The sequence below is a fragment of the Ruegeria sp. B11 genome (genome assembly GCF_056539785.1).
Genome location: NZ_JBQFVO010000011.1, coordinates 1 through 17,462, shown reverse-complemented (window position 1 = coordinate 17,462; position 17,462 = coordinate 1). Strand labels below are relative to the sequence as shown.

Below are 17,462 nucleotides of genomic sequence, written 5' to 3'. Positions count from 1 at the left end.
CCGCTTTACCAGAGATTTGGGTACAACTATCTTCGCCCATCAATCTCTGATCATGGAGGAATGACTTGGCACGAAATGTCTATGCAACTTTAAAACGTTGGTTGGTTGAGCCACGGTGAGTGGAAATTCAACCTAGCGGTAGGATTTCCCCTTCGTCCGTATAGCAATCGCTCGCGATATTCAGGCGAACGTCAGCGTCAAGCCCAAAGCAATTATAGTTCCTAGTGGAGCAGTCGCTTCGTTTGGACTAAGCCTCGCTTATGACCTTCGAGGCAGTCGCTTCATTGATAGCCAGAACAGTGTTGTACAGCGTAGCCAGTCGAAGAAGTGATTTTACGTCGACGTCGTGTGGCAACGCTGATAGTGGATCAATGAAAAAGATCAGTGTGTCGAGCTTCCCTTCGGCAATCATAGCGCCGATTTGAGCGTCGCCTCCCAGCGGACCACTTTTGAGACGCTTGATAGGCACGCCGACTTCATCTGCAATTCGCCCGCCGGTCGTGCCAGTCCCAAAAAGCTCCATCTTGCTCAATGCGGTTTTGTGGGATTTGGCCCACTCGACCATTGTGTCTTTCATCTGATCATGCGCCACAAGCGCGACTCGGTTGCGGCCGTTTGGACCGTCGCTCCCATTGCTCATGATGTTGCTTTCCTCGGTGTTGAAGTGTCCGTAGCCCAACTCCATGCCAGCGGAGACTTACGCTTAAGTGCGCCACTCAAATGTTGCCGCATTCTGTAGGAGGCATCCACGGTGTTACCGGATTCCAGGAGTGTAAGGATTTCAAGATGCTCAGTACATTGTTCTATCAATCGTTGATGGTTCACTTCGGCTCGGTACTCCATAAGGCGTCGCATTCTATTCACGCGTTGGAGTGCCATGAGAAAGAACGGGTTTCCGGACAACTTGATGAGCTCCTCATGGAATAGAGCCCCGCTTTCTAGCAGCGCTTCTCCATTAACGGCGTCCATATCCATATCGAGCATTCCCTGCTGAATGCGCCGCTGTTCATCCAGGACTTTGTGATCGAGTTCAAACGAGGGCTCCAGCATGGCGGCTGGTTCTATCGCCATTCTGAACCTGTAAATCTCATCAAATGCCTCGGGTGTTTTTGCGACTGGAAGAAACCGCCAGCCGTAGCCTTCTTTGCGTTCAGCCCAACCTTCTCGAGAAGCGCGGATCAACAGTTCTCCGACCTTAGCTTTAGTCCAGCCGTACTTCTGCTTTAAGAACTGCTCAGTAACTTCTTCTGGAATTTCATTTGTTAGCCAATCGTTTGCAAGCAGTTGGTATTCGTCCAGTTCGCTCGGGTCGACAGTATCCAGGTTTTCTTTGATGGCTGGAGGCAACTTGTCGGCCACAAAGTACCCGCGGTTTTCCAGGCGGATGAGAACATCTTTTTCCTCTAAGGATATAAGCGCCTCGCGCACTGGGGTTCTGGATACGCCATACCTGTCGGCGACTTGCTGAGCGCTTATATGCTGGCCACCTTCAAGTGTACCCGCAACGATATCATGCAAAAGACGGTTCGATATCTTCTTTGACAATTCGCTGGCTCGCATCGGTACGCCTGACTCCTCTTGCCGCTCTCACCTACGTAGATTGCATCTGACAGCTAACATACAGCCAAATTTTAGGTTTTCTACACGTAAAAAGCCAAAGGAAGATGGATTTTACACTGCTGAGACGATGATGTTCGCGTAAATTGGATTGGTTTTATGACTGTTTGAGCGAAGTTCTTTCATTTCAGGTGAGTGCCGATTCTTCGAAAACACACAATAAAACATATACTTGAAAGGTATCGGGGAATAGCGAGTTCAGCCATTTTGGTTTTTTCGATTAAAAAAAGCAAAATAAGATTGGCTTTTTGCGCATCAATATGCAATCAAAATAGCCAGTGCGGGATTCGCGCTGAAAAACACTTGGAAAACTGGGGAGGATTACCCGTGTTCATGAAATTTACTCGCATCGGCGTCATTGCTGCTGCGGCAGCCGTTGCCGGCGTGACTGGCGCGTCCGCCGAATTCAAAGCTGAAAGCCCGCAATGCATTGCGCCCTCAAATCCCGGCGGTGGATGGGACTTCATCTGTCGCACAACGGCGAAGTATCTCTTCGATCTCGGGATCATCGAGGATTCGATGCAGGTTACCAATATGAGCGGTGGGGGCGGCGGAGTTGCGTTCGCGCATGTCACGAAAGAGCGCAACGAGGACAACAACCTTATTGTTGCAGCTTCTATGAGTACTAGCGCTCGAATTGCTCAGGGCATTTACGAGGGTGCCCAACAGGATGACGTGCACTTTCTTGCCACCTTCGGAGCTGAATATGGAGCTATCGCTGTTCCCGCAGACTCCAAGTACACCTCTCTGTCTCAGATGATGGAGGACATTGTCGCTGATCCAAAGTCAGTTGGGATCGCGGGTGGTTCGTCTGTGGGCAGTTTTGACCATATCAAGCCCATGTTGGTCGCCCGCGAAGCTGGCCTCGAAGATGTAACCCAGATGAAATATGTATCCTTCGATGGTGGCGGTGAAGCCATGACTGGCCTGCTTTCTGGTTCGGTCGAGGCGCTGTCTGGAGATTTCTCCGAGATGCTGGGCTTCCTGGAGTCGGGTGATATCCGGGTAATCTCGATCCTGGCCCCTGAGCGTCTGAAGAATTATCCGGATATTCCTACTGCAAAGGAGGAAGGCTTCGACGTCGTTGGCGCGAACTGGCGCGGCCTCTACATGCCAGCTGGTGCAACTGACGAATCCAAAGAGTTCTGGAAGAACGCGATCATTACGCTGACCGAGGATCCTGGCTTCCAGGCAGAGCTCGAAGCAGCTGCCATTGAGCCGTTCAACAACTTTGGCGACGACATGTACACCTTTGTTGAGGGCAGTATTGCGGACGTGACCAAGCTCTCGAAAGAGATCGGTATCATCCAATAAATGTCATGCGTGCCCAACCGGTCGCATCTGGTTGGGCACCTAAAAGAAATTCCGGAAATCTGGGAGGAAACTATGAGTGACCGCATCTTCGGCGGTTTCGGGCTGGCCCTTGCGATATTCTATATTTGGGCCGCATCGATCATCAAAGACAGTTTCATGGTCGATGTCGTGGGTCCGCGCGCCTTTCCTTACATCGTGGGCACCGTGTTAGGCCTTACGTCGCTCTACTTCATAATCCGCCCGGATGAAGAGCCTAAGTGGCCAGGGTTGCGCGACTTTGCCGAGATATTGTTCGCCACTGCTGTGATGTTTCTATACGCATGGTCTCTTTCCGAGATTGGGTTTGTCATCGCAACAACCTTTGCGACCGCTTACCTAACCTGGCGACTGGGAACCGCTCCGCTGTGGTCGCTCGTCGTAGGCCTTTTGACAGCCGTTGGTATCTACGTCGTTTTTCACCTAATCCTAGGCCTTGCTTTGGCCGAAGGACCATTGGGGTTCTGAGGGGTAACCATGGAAACGCTTTCACTTCTTGTTGATGGATTCTCGGTTGCGTTGTCACCGCAAAATCTGTTCCTGGCTGTCGTTGGATGCTTTCTCGGCACTTTGATGGGAGCATTGCCTGGCTTGGGTCCGGCAAATGGGGTTGCTATCCTCATTCCGATTGCCTTCTCGCTCGGGCTTGGGCCCATCCCATCTCTCATCCTTCTTACAAGTGTCTACTACGGCGCCATGTACGGCGGCCGAATTAGTTCGATCTTGCTAAACATCCCGGGCGATGAACCCGCGATGATGACGTGCCTCGATGGGTATCCGATGGCAAAAAACGGTCAGGCCGGCGAAGCCTTGTCTTTAGGTGGCATCGCATCTTTCTTTGGGGCGTTTGTCGCAACAATTGGCCTGGTGATTTTGGCGCCACAGTTAGTCAAAATCGCGCTGCTTTTCGGACCAGCTGAGTACTTTGTCCTCTTTACAGTTGCGTTTGCGACGCTGGGTGGTGTTTCCTCTACGAACCAAGCCAAATCTGCTTTCGCAGCTGCACTAGGGCTGGGTATCGCGATGATTGGCAGTGATAGCCAAACAGGGTCGCAGCGCTTCACCTTTGGTGAAATCCACCTTTTCGATGGCATCGACTTCTTGATCGCTATCGTTGGATTGTTCGCACTGAGTGAAGTGTTGATTTTTCTCGAACATCACCGTGGCGGTGCCGTTGGATCAGCTGGCGCGACGAAAGTTGGGCGCATCTTGCCAGACTTCGGCATGATCAAGCGCTGCTTGCCTTCAATCGCTCGCGGCACTGGTCTTGGTTTCTTCTCAGGCGTCTTGCCAGGTGCCGGCGCATCGTTGGGGTCATTTCTTGCGTACTCACTGGAGAAACAAAGCGTCGACCAAGATGGGAAATCCTTTGGAAAGGGCGATCCACGCGGTGTTGCGGCTCCGGAGGCAGGCAATAATGCGGCCGCTGGAGGCGCGTTGGTGCCGATGCTTTCGTTGGGCGTACCGGGCTCGGGGACGACCGCCGTTCTGCTGGCTGTTTTGCTGCAACTTAACATTACCCCGGGACCACTGCTCTTCACAAAGAATCCGGACGTGGTTTGGGGGCTGATCGCGGCCTTGTTCATCGGCAACATCATTCTGCTTTTGATGAACGTTCCGTTGGTCGGGTTGTTCACGCGCGTGTTGCTGGTGCCGACGCGCATTCTGATGCCTGTCGTCGCCATGATCTCGTTCGTTGGGATTTACTCGATAACGGGCTCCACCTTCGATGTAATGCTCATGGTTGGTTTCGGCTTTGCAGGCTGGCTTCTACGCAAGCTCGACGTGCCGCTGGTGCCAGTCATCTTGGGCATCCTTCTTGGCAACCAGATGGAAGTGAACCTTCGCCGCGCAATGACGATTTCGGACGGGGATTGGTTGGCGCTAGTGGGAAGTCCCCTCGCAATAATCCTCTGGCTTATCGCAATCGCCGGTTTCGTGTTGCCCATGTTTGTTGGCCGTCGGGTTAAGGACCGCATGGATGCGCAGCGCCATGACGAAGAGGCATCGGTGGGGGATTAAACCCACCGGATTTCAAGAATGACTGGCTTCGGCCAACAAGGAGACAAAAGATGCGTATCATGACATTGCCCTGCGATGGCATCGGACCTGAAATCATGGCGGCGACTTTGGAAGTCGTTGAGGCCGCCAACAAGAAGTACGATCTGGGATTAACGTTTGAAGAAGAAGAGTCCGGTTTTACCAGCCTCAGGAACCACGGTATCACTCTGCGTGACGACGTGTTGGAACGTGCACGAACTGAATTCGACGGAGTCATTTTGGGGACGCAGTCCCATATGGACTACCCGCCAGTCGTTGAAGGTGGTCGCAACGTTTCGGCCGGATTCCGTATCGGGCTCGATCTTTATGCGAATGTGCGGCCGGCCCGCAGCCGTGACTTTCTACCGAACAAAGCGCCCGGAATGGACCTTGTGATCATGCGTGAGGCGACGGAGGGATTCTATCCTGACCGCAACATGTACAAAGGCGTCGGAGAAATGATGCCCGATCCGGACATGGCGTTGTCGGTTCGCAAAATTACGCGACACGGATCAATGCGGATTTGCAGAGAGGCTTTCAAACTGGCCATGCAACGGAAGAAGAAAGTCGCCGCGATACACAAGGCCAACTCTTTTCTCATGACCGACGGCCTGTTTCTGGAATGTTTCCGCGAGGTGGCGAAGGACTACCCTGAAGTCGAAACCGAAGAGTTGATTGTCGACGCATTTGCAGCGCTGCTGGTTCGAAAACCGCACGAATATGATGTTATCGTCGCGACTAACTTCTACGGCGATATCCTCTCGGACCTTGCCTCTGAACTTTCAGGGTCTTTGGGGCTCGCTGGGTCGATCAATGCAAACGCTGAAACGGGCTTATGCTGCGCACAAGCACAGCACGGTTCTGCCCCGGACATCCAAGGGCAAAACGTTGCGAACCCGACATCACTTATTCTCTCCGCCGCTATGATGCTCATCTGGCTCGGCGAGCAGAAGGGTAGTCCGAAGCTTATGGAGGCTGGGCAAGCCATTGCGGATGCAGTTGATGCCGTCATCGATGATCCTACAAAGCGCACCCGTGACCTTGGTGGCACCGTAAATACCGACACCTTCGGGACGCTTGTGGCCGAAATGGTCTCCAAGGAAACGATCCCGGCGTGATTGGATCTCCCGGTGGGCAAACGTGCCCACATCAACTGGTGGCGTCGCTCCTTGCGGCGTCACCCGTCTTGAGCTGGAGCAATTATGAGACGACCAAGATTAGCGTTGATCCATGCAACCCGCGTCGCGATTGATCCAATCGAAGTTGCGGCACGCGAGCACTGGCCGGAAGCAGAAACCATTTCCATCCTAGAAGAGGGGTTGTCTTTAGACAGGTCTAAGCAAGTCGAATTGTCCGCCGATCTTTTCCGGCGCATCGTAGACCTTTGCCGGTATGCGGAAGGCGCTGACGCCGATGGTGTACTGTTCACGTGCTCAGCATTCGGAGCCGCAATCGAAAGAGCAGATTTCGAGGCGCTCATCCCAGTCATGAAGCCGAATGAAGCGATGTTCGATGCGGCTTTCTCATACGGTGATCGCATCGCGATGATTTATACGTTTCCTCCAGCTGCGGCAGGTATGGAAGAGGAATTTCTAGATGCTGCTAGGGCGCGCGGCAGCAATGCGGAGATTACGTCATACTATTGCTCTGGCGCGTTGGCTGCAAAGCAGGCGGGTGATGATGAAAAACACAATCGCCTGATTGCGGAAACCGCATCAAGTATCGACGACGCGGACGTTATTCTTCTAGCCCAGTTTTCGATGTCTGACGCCGTTGAGGATGTCCGTAAGACAGTACAGATTCCAGTGTTGACCAGTCCACAGGCGGCGATTCACGAAATCCGACGGCGCGTCGAAAGCAATCAGTGAGGGAGGTTCAATGCTAGTCGGTGTCATAGCGGACGATTTTACCGGTGCGAGCGATATTGCAAACACATTGGCGAAGGGCGTTGAGCCGGAAGGTGGGTTGAGAACCGCGCAGTTTCCGGGAGTTCCGAACGCCCCGGCCCACGAAGAGATTGAAGCGGGTGTGATCTCGCTCAAGAGCCGCACGGCACCGGTCGAGGAAGCGGTTGCAGACAGTCTGAGTGCCCTGCGGTGGCTCGCGGACCAAGGATGCCAGCAGTTCATCTTCAAATATTGTTCGACATTCGATTCCACTAAAGAAGGAAACATCGGCCCCGTTGCGGAAGCGTTGGCTAATGAACTGAGTGCGCAAAAGGTGGTTTTCTGTCCGGCCTTTCCCAACACGGGGCGTACGGTTTATCAGGGCCATCTTTTTGTGCTCGGCAAGCCGTTGAACGAGTCCGGTATGGAAAACCACCCTCTTACTCCGATGACGGATGCCAACATCAGGCGTTGGTTGCAGCATCAGACCGAAGAAGCGGTTGGGTCGGTGCCAGTTGACACCGTGAAGCAAGGACCGGAGGCGATTGCTGATGCTTTGCAGAACGCAAACGAACGCTTTGTAATCGGTGATGCGATCTCGGACGAGGATTTACTGGCCTGGGGCGAGGCTCTGAAGGATGCCCAGCTCATTACCGGGGGATCCGGGATAGCATTGGGTCTACCCAGAAACTTCGTCAGAAGAGCGTCGTCCAAAAGAGGTGGTAGTGTGTTCACAGGTATCGCTGGGCCCGCCGCCATCCTTGCAGGATCATGTTCAGGTGCGACACGCGGACAGATCGATGTTCATGCGGAATCCAATCCGACGTTCGCCATCAATGTTCCGGGTGTCATGTCCGGGGATGTGACTAAGCAAACGCTTCTGGATTTCTTTGAAAAGCATTCAGGTGAAGCCCCCCTCGCTTACTCATCAGGAAGCCCGGAAGAGGTGCGCGCGATCCAAAGTCAATTCGGTCAGGAAGCTGTGGCGGAAAAGCTGGACAATCTCTTTGCTGAAGCTGCCCGGGAACTTGTCCAAACGGGTTATAAGCGCCTTGTCGTTGCCGGAGGGGAGACGTCGGGAGCTGTCGCCAAGGTCGTATCTGAGGCACTGGGGTCTCCTGCCATGTCAATTGGTCCAGAGATCGACCCGGGCGTACCTGTCCTGAGCGTCGGAAAAACTGAACCCATTGCGCTGGCTCTAAAATCTGGAAACTTTGGCGCTCCGGACTTTTTCGCGAAGGCCCTCAGAATGATGGAGGCCGGCAAATGAGTTCTGAAGACAAGGCATTACGACAGCAAATGTCAGAACTGTGTGCCTCACTGTTTGCACGTGGCTTTTCCGTTGGCACTGCGGGCAATGTCTCCGCGCGTTTACATGACGGGATCCTCATGACGCCAACGAATTGCACCTTGGGCGATATCGACCCCGAGCGCATCGCCAAGATTGATTTGGATGGCAACCACGTCTCGGGAGACAAGCCGACCAAAGAGGTTTTTCTGCATCAAGCCTTCTATGAGACGAGACCAGAAGCGGGCGCCGTGGTTCATCTGCATTCGACCTGGGCCACTGCACTGTCGTGTCTGGAAGACACCGATCCCAATGACTGTATTCCACCACTTACACCCTACGTGGTGATGCGCGTTGGCACGGTCAAACTGGTTTCATACGTCAAGCCGGGTGATCCGGAAGCCGGTGACTTGATCCGCGATCTGGGCGGCAAGTATAGTACTGTTCTGCTGGCCAATCACGGACCTGTCGTCTCGGGAAAGGATCTCTTCTCAGCGGTCTGTGCGGCAGAAGAGTTGGAAGAAACGGCTAAGCTGCTGGTGGCCTTGCGCGGCCTGCCAACCCGGATGTTGGATGCTGAACAAGTCGCAGAACTCAAAGAGACTTTCGGAAGGATGTAATCGGTCATGAAAACCGCTGACCTTATCGATCACCATGCGCCAGAGCTTACACTTGTCCACCTGCCGTTTCGGCAGTTCGGGATAAAGCGGTTCTTTGCGGCGCAAATTCAGACAGTGAAGTGCTTCGAAGATAACACGGAACTTAGGGCGCAACTGGAAACACCCGGTGAGGGGCGCGTTTTGGTTGTCGACGGCGGAGCATCAACGCGAATTGCAATCCTTGGCGATATGTTGACTGATCTTGCGATCAAAAATGGATGGGCGGGTCTTATCATGAACGCCGCAATTCGAGACAGTGCCGAAATCAATCAAATGGACACTCTGGTATTCGCATTAGCGACCAGCCCCGTCAAAAGCGCGAAACGTGGATGGGGGGTAATCGGGGAGCCGGTGACCTTCGGTGGGGTTAAATTCCATCCTGGTGATTGGGTTTACGGCGATGCGGACGGCGTGTTGCACAGCAAGAAGCGATTGATCTGATTTCGAGTTTTGCCAAGTTCTCACAGCATGGCGCTATTATAGTCACGGCAGCAGTTGCTGGCTGGCTTGTATCGCTTACGGGCATTCCACTGGGGTGGATGATCGGGTCAATGTTGGTGACCATCGCCGGGTCGTTGAAGCAGTTTCCTGTCAAACTACCGGGCTCTATGTTGGACCTGGTAAGAGCAACTGTAGGTGTGATGTTAGGAGCATCCTTTACGCACGAGTTGCTTTCCTCTTTTGGTGCCTGGTGGGTGTCGCTGGCCTTCTTACTGTTAGCCCTTGGAACAATGTACGTCCTGGGTTTCTACCTATTACGACGTATTTCGCGCTTTGATGCATTGACAGCTTCCCTATGCGCAATGCCGGGTGGCATTGCCGAAATGGTGTTGCTGTCCGAGCAAAAGGGTGCGGATCAGGCTCGTGTCGCTATCGTTCATGCGTTGCGCATTGCATTAGCAATTTTGCTGATTCCACTACTAATCAACCTGATTGCAGATTTCGAAGTCATTCCACCCGAAGCGCAAACACAGCTGGCTTCGATCACGTTCGCCGATTGGGTTTGGATCATCGGATGCATCGTTCTGGGAATGCTAGTACGGGGTAGGGTGAAGCTGCCGGCACCTATTGTGGTAGTGCCGATGTTATTCAGCGCGGCCGTTCACTTGCTGGGATGGACAGAGTTCGAGATCCCGGTTTCCGTGACCGCGTTGGTACAGGTTTTCATAGGCATTAATGTCGGTGCACGGTTTTCCGGTGTGCCCATCAAAGCACTGATCGCAGCTCTAGGTGCAGCGGCCATGGTTGTCGCTCTCCAGATTTCTGTGGCCTTCTCAGGCGCATTGGCTGTTGCGAACGTGTTGGAGACAGACCCGGTCGCACTTGTCTTAGCCTATTCACCTGGAGGCTTGGCGGAGATGTCAATCATAGCGGTGAGCGTTGGTCGCGATGTTGCGTTCGTCGGCGTGCATCATATTTTTAGGGTCTTGGCGGCGCTTGTTTTGGCACCTGTCCTGGTAGCGGCTTTCACAAAGCCTTCCCGACTTGGCAATTAAAATTGGCTGAATATGAATGATGAGGACACGAAAATTAATGTGTTTGTACTCTAGCCATGGTGAAAGTTCATTTCGCATTGCGATGTTCAAGAGAGGCATATGAGTTTGTGATCAGCGTCTCTTGGGGTTGGAGAAATCCAGGTTTCAGCAGATACCACGCCCGAGAAAACGAGCCGCGTGAGTCGGCCTGATGGATTTTGGCCTTATCTGACGCGAAGAGTTGGTTCTTCGTATTTGCTGGTAGTCAGGTAACGTTAGGTTGGGAGTACAATATGGAATTACCAACACTGACGTACGAAATGATAGCCGTATTGAGTCTATTGTCTTTTACGGTCTTACTTTTTGTTACCGAGATTATACGGATCGATGTCGCAGCAATTCTTGTAATGGTGCTGCTTGGCGCACTGAGCTATCTACCGGGGCTAGGTAATCTTGCCGATGTCTCCAGGCTCTTTGAGGGTTTTTCCTCGAACGCTGTGATGTCAATCATCGCAGTTATGGTAATTGGGGCTGGGCTTGATAAGACCGGACTTATGTCAAAGGTTGCGGCCTTGATCCTCAAGAATGGTGGCACGACAGAGGCCCGGATCATCCCAATCATATCAACAACGGTTGGTGTCATCAGCTCTTTCATGCAGAACGTTGGAGCTGCTGCGCTCTTTCTACCCGTTGTTAGCCGTATCTCAGCACGTACGGAAATCCCGATGAGTAGGTTGCTGATGCCCATGGGGTTTTGCGCGATTCTGGGTGGTACGATTACATTAGTCGGGTCGTCGCCCCTCATCCTGTTGAATGACCTGATTGTTTCAGCAAACTCATCCCTTCCGGCTGACCAACAAATGAAGACATTTGGGTTGTTTTCAGTCACGCCTATCGGTGTGATGCTGGTGCTGACAGGGGTGCTTTACTTTGTGCTCTTTGGTCGTTGGGTCCTCCCAGCGCAGCGAGAGCGCGGAGAAGACGCAAGCTCAGCTCGGTCCATGCAAACATACGTCGAAAATACCTATGGGCTTAGGGCCGATATGTTCGAGATACGTGTTCCTGAAGGCTCAATAATCATCGGGCAAACGCTCGCGGATCTAATGGTCGCCCATAACATGTACATTCTTGGTACATCCTATCGCGGCCACAAGGTCATCGCGCCGATGGCGGATACCAAGATCGAAGCCCCTGCGCGGCTCGCAGTGCTTGGCCTGCGTCGGGTGGTTGAGCATCAGTTTGCTGAGCCTTACGGATTAGAGATCCTACCCCAACTAGATGTCTTTGCGGATGATTTCGCCGCGACCCAATCGGGGGTGGCCGAGGTTGTTATTCCTCCCGGTTCTTCAGTGATCGGCCAGACTCCGATTGATTTGCGTCTCCGTCAGACACATGGTTTGTCTCTTTTGGCCATTCAGCGCGGAGAAGAAACACTGAGCCACGTTGAAACCGAGGATCATTCAGCCACGCATATCGGGCAAGTCCCTTTGCAGGCCGGTGATACGTGTGTGGTTCACGTGCAGTGGGACCGTCTGACACGACTGAAGTCGGACAGGGATTTTGTCGTCGTAACTTCGGATTTTCCCCAGGAAGAGTTACGGCCACACAAGGTCGGATGGGCGCTCGCCTTCTTCCTAATAGCGTTGAGCTTAATTCTATTCTCTGATCTGCGCTTGTCATTGTGCCTGTTGATCGGCGCTATTGGGATGGTGTTGAGCCGGGTGCTCTCGATTGAAGAAGCCTACGAGTCGATAAGTTGGAGTACTGTTTTTCTACTCGCTTCACTGATCCCGCTAGGTCAGGCGGTTCAGAACACTGGCACTGCGGATTGGATTGCAGCGCATGTGTTGGCCCTTCTGAAGGGCTGGCCGATCTGGTCGTTGCAAGCAGGAATCGCCGTTTTGGCAACGGCGTTCACGCTGGTCATGTCGAACGTAGGTGCAACTGTTCTGCTGGTGCCGCTGGCGGTTTCTATCGCCATTTCGGCGGGTGGTAACCCGGCTGTATTTGCTCTCACCGTGGCAATTTCAACGTCCAACTCATTTTTGATCCCAACACATCAGGTGAACGCGTTGATCATGGGCCCAGCAGGCTACCGGGTGGTGGATTTCGTTCGCTCCGGTGGAATTATGACTCTCCTTTTCTTGGTTGTCTCAATGACCGGGCTTGCGATTTTTTTCTGAGCCGCCTCTCAGCGATCCATACAGAAGAACTCGCAATATATGGTTTTTGAGACCAAATTTTTTGGCGCGGATTCAAAACGTCTGCAAAAAGGGCCTCCTCCGCGAGGGACCGAAGCAATGTGTCCAATTCAACCAAACCTGAAGTCGGTATACGCTGGAACTGGACCGTTCTTGTTTTATCGATCACTGTTATTGGACCAAGACCGTCGGCCTTTTTGGAGAGTTCACGATGAAGTTCCTTCGTACACCGGACCATCGGTTTGACGGGCTGCCAGATTTCAACTTTGGCCCGAACTATCTTGATGTGGATGACACCGAGGGAAGTCTTCTCCGACTGCATTATTTGGACGAGGGACCGGCCCATGCATCACCAGTATTGTTGATGCATGGAGAGCCAACCTGGTGCTTCCTTTACCGGCGCATGATTCCGTTATTCAAGGGCGCGGGCCATCGAGTTCTGGCTCCTGATTTGATTGGGTTTGGAAGGTCGGATAAACCAACAGAGCGATCCGACTACACCTACCAACGCCATGTAGACTGGATGTCCGAGTGGTTGCGGAAGGTTGACCTGACGGGCATCACGTTGGTTTGCCAGGACTGGGGTGGTCTAATAGGCCTGCGGTTGGTAGCGAGTATGCCCGAGCGGTTCTCGCGCGTAGTTGTGGCAAACACGGCCTTGCCCACCGGTGACGCACCCTTGAGTGAGGCATTTCTTTCATGGCGGGAATACTCGCAGTCCGTGCCTGAATTTAATTCGGGACGCATTGTATTCGGCGGCACATCATCCAAGATTTCCGATGAAGAAGTCGCAGCATACAACGCACCGTTCCCAGATGCGCGCTATCTGGCAGGCGCTCGAGAGTTTCCAGTGTTGGTGCCCGACTCGCCCGACAATCCAGCTTCAGAAGCCAACCGAGCCTCATGGAAAACCTTCAAGACCCTCAACACTCCGTTTCTGACTGTTTTTGGAGAAGATGACAGGGTCATGGCGGGCGTAGACAAACTGTTCCAACAGTCGATCCCTGGGGCAGTTGGTCAAAATCATATCCTTGTGCCTAGAGCGGGGCATTTCATCCAAGAAGATGCTGGCACTGAGCTAGCACATGCGACTTTGAAATTCATTGAGCAGACATAGCAGCTATCAGATTAGTGTCTTCCCCTGCGGCCTCAACTCGCACCAAATTTGCGACGCAAATGCTCAGCTAAGGCTGTTATGCGACGTGGTTGGGCCCGGCTCGGTGGAAACATCATTTGCAAAGGTTTCGGCGGTGGGAGGAAGTCGCGCAAGACAGCAACAAGTCTGCCAGATCGAACATCGTCGCCCACATCCAGCTCGGACTTCAATACGACCCCATGGCCTGCAATCGCCCAATCGCGGATGAGTGAACCATCATTGACTATTCGATTTCCCTTTACCGATACGCGCTGGGCATTTGGTCCTGATCCAAACTCCCAAACGTTGTCGATCATGTCGCCAAACCTCATGACCAAGCAGTTGTGGATTAACAGATCTTCTGGTTTTTCAGGCGTTCCGAATGAGGCTAGGTAACCTGGGGACGCACATACGAACCGTTGGTAGCTTCCTAGATTTCGCAACCTGAGCGAACTGTCTGTAATGTTGCCGTAGCGAACGGCGAGGTCGAAACCCTGGCCAACAAGGTCGACATAACCGTCTGAGAGGGACAGCTCGATTGAGACGGCAGGGTTCTCTTCGGTGAATTCGGCAATAACCTTGGAGACAATGCTCCGTCCCAAGTCAATCGGAGCGCTTATGCGAATTGGACCAGACAGAGTTTCGGCGCCGTGCCGAACAAGTGTATCCAGCTCCGCAACCTCACTGAGGACGTTTCTTGCCCCATTGGCTAGTACTCGTCCTTCTTCGGTCAGCCTAATGGAACGGGTGGTACGGTTGAACAAAACCACACCGTAATGTGCCTCTAGAGCCGCGAGCCGCTCGGACACTGTCGTGCTCGACATCCCTGTCTCGCGCGCTGCGGCCACAAGACTGCCTTTCTCGGCTATGGTTAGAAACAAACGAAGATTGTCCAAAAGCATTAAACGGAATTTCCGGATTATATGTTCGATCTTACCCTGTTTATCCCGAAAGGGCTGCGGCGTAAATCTTGCGCATCGCTCAAGAACACAAGGGATTTATTCCAATGGCCAAGCTGACAATCGTCGCCAACATCAAAGCCAACCCCGACAAGATCGACCTCGTAAAGGCCGAGCTTATCAAGCTCATCGATATAACCCGTTCCGAAGAGGGTTGCATTAACTACGACCTGCATCAGGACAACGACAACCCGGCTCATTTTGTGTTCTACGAAAATTGGGAAAGCCGAGAGCTTTGGCAAACCCACATGGGTGCACAGCACCTTGCGGCCTACCTGGAAGCAACCGAAGGCGCCGTAGCGGAGTTCACGTTGAATGAAATGACTGTCATCGGTTGATACAGAGCCAAACAAAGGAGCACGTTATGAAAGCCGTGGGATATCGTGAGACAGGGTCGATTGATCGGGCGGACGCCTTAATCGATTTCGAGGCCGACAAACCAACACCGAAAGGTCACGACTTGTTGGTGAAGGTGCAGGCAGTTTCAGTGAACCCAGTCGATACGAAAATTCGGCAAAAACGTGCTCCTGAAGGTCCTGAACCTGATATTCTAGGGTGGGACGCAGTTGGGACCGTCCAAGCCGTTGGCGAAGCGGTTGAGACTTTCAGTCCGGGAGATCTAGTGTGGTACGCTGGGGCAATCAACCGACCGGGAACCAACGCTGAATATCATCTGGTGGATGAACGTATTGTCGGAGCCGCGCCAGTATCCATACCAGCGACAGCGGCTGCGGCGATGCCGCTAACGACGCTTACTGCTTTTGAGATGCTGTTCGACCGCTTGCGGGTTCAAGATGCCGTTTCCGGCGGGACCAATACGTTGCTGGTTATTGGTGGCGCAGGCGGTGTCGGGTCTATCACCATTCAATTGGCACGGGCCCTCACTGAATTGACAGTGATAGCGACGGCGTCCCGACCCGAGACACAAGACTGGGTTAGAGAGCTGGGCGCACACCATGTCATCAACCATGCGGAACCTTTTAGCGCACAACTCGATGCTCTCGGTATCGACAGCGTGGATTTCATCTATTCGACAAACCATTCCCAGCTCTATGCGTCCCAAGCTGGCGAGGTGATGACACCTCAAGGGCGCTTTGGGTTGATCGATGATCCTGAGACCTTCGACATCGCGCCGTTCAAACCCAAATCGATCTCATTGCATTGGGAGTTCATGTACACTCGGTCGCTTTTTGGGACTGGAGATATGAATCGTCAAAGCGAAATCCTGAATCAGGTCGCCGGGTTGATAGATGATGGAAAGATCAGATCCACAGCGACCGATACACTCGGTAGGATCAATGCTACAAACTTAATGAAAGCGCATGCTATCCTCGAAAGCGGCAAGGCCAAAGGTAAGCTCGTGCTTGAGGGTTTTTAGATGAGAATTGTGCGGCTAGATCATGTGAATATCGTGACCACAAGGTTGCCTGAGATGGTTACTTGGTATGAAGAGGTCCTGGGTTTGAAACTCGGGGCCCGCCCTGATTTTCCGTTCCCCGGAGCTTGGTTGTATGCGGGTGATCACGCGGTGGTTCACCTTGTGGGGCACGAAGGAACACCTAACGTTGGCTCCGAAGTGAGGCTCAAGCTCGAGCATTTTGCGCTCTCAGCCACGGGGTTGAGCGCATTCGAAGAAAAACTGATCTCGAGTCAGATCCAGTATCGCAAAACTGAAGTCCCTGGGACTCGAATGATCCAAATCCATGTGGCCGATCCAGATGGGAATCATATTCATATTGACTTCGATGACACCGAGTAATTGGCCAACTCTCGAAATAGTCGGAGCACAAAATCAGGCTCGCAACTTCTTGTCGATTAGTGATTGAGGTTCTTGCCTGGTTGCTCCCCGGAATTGCGTGGGCCAACATTTTTGGGTGGTACAAACGTCGATTTGGAGATCAGCATGCCGGACCTCGGAACAAACAAGAAAAACGTCATCACTTTCTACGAAATGATGTTCAACGAGTGTCGACCTGCCGAGGCCATAGCAACCTTTGTTGGTGAAACCTATACGCAGCACAACCCGCATGTTGGCGACGGAAAGCAAGCCTTTGTTGAGTACTTCGAGCGCATGGCCGCCGAATACCCGGGAAAGCGTGTGGACATCAAACGTGCGTTCGCTGAAGGCGATCACGTTATTCTGCATTGCCATCAAATCTGGCCTGATGGTCTCGAGTACGCAGGGATCGATATTTTTCGCCTGGATGTCGATGGGAAGGTTGTCGAACACTGGGACGTTCTTCAGTGTCTGAGGTCAGCGCCCATGGGACAGTTTAGGTCGATTTGATAAGAGAGGGTTTCTGGCTTGTTTGGTTTTAGTTGTCATGTTCGACCTCTAATTTGCCAGGTCGTCCTGAAAAAAACGCCCTTGCTTGGCCGGGTCGTCCCAGCGGGCAGATCAAACTTGACTAAATGTGCAAGTGATTACGGTCAAGGGTGTGCGGCGTCGTTGTGTAATGAAAAGCATGTGTTCGCGCCTAGGGCAACATTGTCCGCAATGCTGCCGCGAGGGGTATGTGCAGAGAAAGTCTGCGCCGAGCGCAGATTGAGCAATGGTGCGAGCAAAACCGACGGCGGCTATACAACTTGACCTATCGTTCATAGTGTAAATGCATGAGCCGAATTCGAAACGCCCAACCCTCTGATGCAATTCGATGCTTTGAGATCGAGACTGATGCCTATGAAGGCGACGAAGCGGCTACCCTCGAAAAGATAGCAAAGAGAATCGAGGTCTATCCCGATGGTTTCCTCATTCTTGAAATCGAAGGCGAGATCGTCGGCTTTGTGAATTGCGGATGTGCATACGACGTCGAAATGTCTGATGAGGAATTCAAAGAGCTTATAGGGCATGA

The 17,462-nt window shown here is 52.8% G+C and carries 18 protein-coding genes and 1 pseudogene; 16 read left to right on the top strand and 3 right to left on the bottom strand.

All coding sequences use genetic code 11. From position 1 onward, the window contains the following. Nucleotides 1-247 precede the first annotated feature (247 nt). Nucleotides 248-640: a methylglyoxal synthase gene (locus ACR0I1_RS20360; protein ID WP_170594450.1), complete on the bottom strand. Its 393-nt coding sequence runs from the start codon at nt 638-640 to the stop codon at nt 248-250. Continuing rightward, nucleotides 637-1,560, bottom strand: a complete 924-nt coding sequence (locus ACR0I1_RS20355; protein ID WP_480707736.1) for a GntR family transcriptional regulator — start codon at nt 1,558-1,560, stop codon at nt 637-639. The genes ACR0I1_RS20360 and ACR0I1_RS20355 overlap by 4 nt, the downstream gene beginning before the upstream one ends. A 264-nt stretch (nt 1,561-1,824) precedes the next feature. Here ACR0I1_RS20355 and ACR0I1_RS20350 point away from each other — a divergent pair, with 264 nt between their 5' ends. From ACR0I1_RS20350 to ACR0I1_RS20300, 11 genes are all read left to right on the top strand, one after another. Further along, nucleotides 1,825-2,931 (top strand): Bug family tripartite tricarboxylate transporter substrate binding protein, encoded by a 1,107-nt coding sequence (locus ACR0I1_RS20350; RefSeq protein ID WP_480707734.1) that lies wholly within the window; start codon nt 1,825-1,827, stop codon nt 2,929-2,931. 72 nt (nt 2,932-3,003) lie between these two features. Next, on the top strand, nt 3,004-3,435 hold the full coding sequence (locus ACR0I1_RS20345) for a tripartite tricarboxylate transporter TctB family protein (protein WP_170335947.1): 432 nt from the start codon (nt 3,004-3,006) through the stop codon (nt 3,433-3,435). A gap of 9 nt (nt 3,436-3,444) precedes the next feature. Further along, complete coding sequence (locus tag ACR0I1_RS20340; protein WP_480707732.1) at nt 3,445-4,989, top strand: tripartite tricarboxylate transporter permease; 1,545 nt, start codon at nt 3,445-3,447, stop codon at nt 4,987-4,989. A 50-nt stretch (nt 4,990-5,039) separates the two neighbouring features. Next, nucleotides 5,040-6,125 carry an isocitrate/isopropylmalate dehydrogenase family protein gene (locus ACR0I1_RS20335; RefSeq protein ID WP_480707731.1) on the top strand — a complete coding sequence of 362 codons (1,086 nt, stop codon included), beginning with the start codon at nt 5,040-5,042 and terminating at the stop codon, nt 6,123-6,125. A gap of 105 nt (nt 6,126-6,230) precedes the next feature. Further along, the gene (locus ACR0I1_RS20330; protein WP_480707730.1) at nt 6,231-6,875 is read left to right on the top strand and encodes an aspartate/glutamate racemase family protein; all 645 of its coding nucleotides are present in this window, start codon (nt 6,231-6,233) and stop codon (nt 6,873-6,875) included. Nucleotides 6,876-6,885: 10 nt separating this feature from the next. Further along, nucleotides 6,886-8,163, top strand: a complete 1,278-nt coding sequence (gene otnK, locus ACR0I1_RS20325; protein ID WP_480707728.1) for a 3-oxo-tetronate kinase — start codon at nt 6,886-6,888, stop codon at nt 8,161-8,163. Continuing rightward, nucleotides 8,160-8,801 (top strand): 3-oxo-tetronate 4-phosphate decarboxylase, encoded by a 642-nt coding sequence (gene otnC / locus ACR0I1_RS20320; RefSeq protein ID WP_480707726.1) that lies wholly within the window; start codon nt 8,160-8,162, stop codon nt 8,799-8,801. Before otnK ends, otnC begins: the two co-directional genes overlap by 4 nt. A gap of 6 nt (nt 8,802-8,807) precedes the next feature. Further along, on the top strand, nt 8,808-9,281 hold the full coding sequence (gene rraA / locus ACR0I1_RS20315; RefSeq protein WP_480707725.1) for a ribonuclease E activity regulator RraA: 474 nt from the start codon (nt 8,808-8,810) through the stop codon (nt 9,279-9,281). Next, nucleotides 9,227-10,336, top strand: coding sequence for an AbrB family transcriptional regulator (locus ACR0I1_RS20310; protein WP_480707723.1), 1,110 nt, complete (start codon nt 9,227-9,229; stop codon nt 10,334-10,336). Before rraA ends, ACR0I1_RS20310 begins: the two co-directional genes overlap by 55 nt. 272 nt (nt 10,337-10,608) lie before the next feature. Continuing rightward, complete coding sequence (locus ACR0I1_RS20305) at nt 10,609-12,498, top strand: SLC13 family permease (RefSeq protein WP_480707737.1); 1,890 nt, start codon at nt 10,609-10,611, stop codon at nt 12,496-12,498. A gap of 229 nt (nt 12,499-12,727) precedes the next feature. Next, nucleotides 12,728-13,633: a haloalkane dehalogenase gene (locus ACR0I1_RS20300; RefSeq protein WP_480707721.1), complete on the top strand. Its 906-nt coding sequence runs from the start codon at nt 12,728-12,730 to the stop codon at nt 13,631-13,633. A 32-nt stretch (nt 13,634-13,665) separates the two neighbouring features. On the opposite strand, the gene ACR0I1_RS20295 is transcribed toward ACR0I1_RS20300, so the two are convergent. After that, a complete protein-coding gene (locus ACR0I1_RS20295) occupies nt 13,666-14,553 on the bottom strand; it encodes a LysR family transcriptional regulator (RefSeq protein ID WP_480707719.1) in 888 nt (295 codons plus the stop codon). 104 nt (nt 14,554-14,657) lie between these two features. Between ACR0I1_RS20295 and ACR0I1_RS20290 the strand changes: the two genes are divergently transcribed. The 5 genes and pseudogenes from ACR0I1_RS20290 to ACR0I1_RS20270 form a co-directional block, all read left to right on the top strand. Beyond that, nucleotides 14,658-14,948 carry a putative quinol monooxygenase gene (locus ACR0I1_RS20290; protein WP_170797705.1) on the top strand — a complete coding sequence of 97 codons (291 nt, stop codon included), beginning with the start codon at nt 14,658-14,660 and terminating at the stop codon, nt 14,946-14,948. Nucleotides 14,949-14,974: 26 nt separating this feature from the next. Then, entirely contained in the window at nt 14,975-15,988 is a 1,014-nt protein-coding gene (locus ACR0I1_RS20285) for a zinc-binding alcohol dehydrogenase family protein (RefSeq protein WP_480707717.1), read from the top strand. Beyond that, nucleotides 15,989-16,369, top strand: coding sequence for a VOC family protein (locus tag ACR0I1_RS20280; protein WP_480707716.1), 381 nt, complete (start codon nt 15,989-15,991; stop codon nt 16,367-16,369). A 144-nt stretch (nt 16,370-16,513) separates the two neighbouring features. Beyond that, entirely contained in the window at nt 16,514-16,897 is a 384-nt protein-coding gene (locus ACR0I1_RS20275) for a nuclear transport factor 2 family protein (protein WP_480707714.1), read from the top strand. Between the two features lie 326 nt (nt 16,898-17,223). Beyond that, nucleotides 17,224-17,462 (top strand): annotated as a pseudogene (locus ACR0I1_RS20270) (GNAT family N-acetyltransferase); the annotation flags it as partial.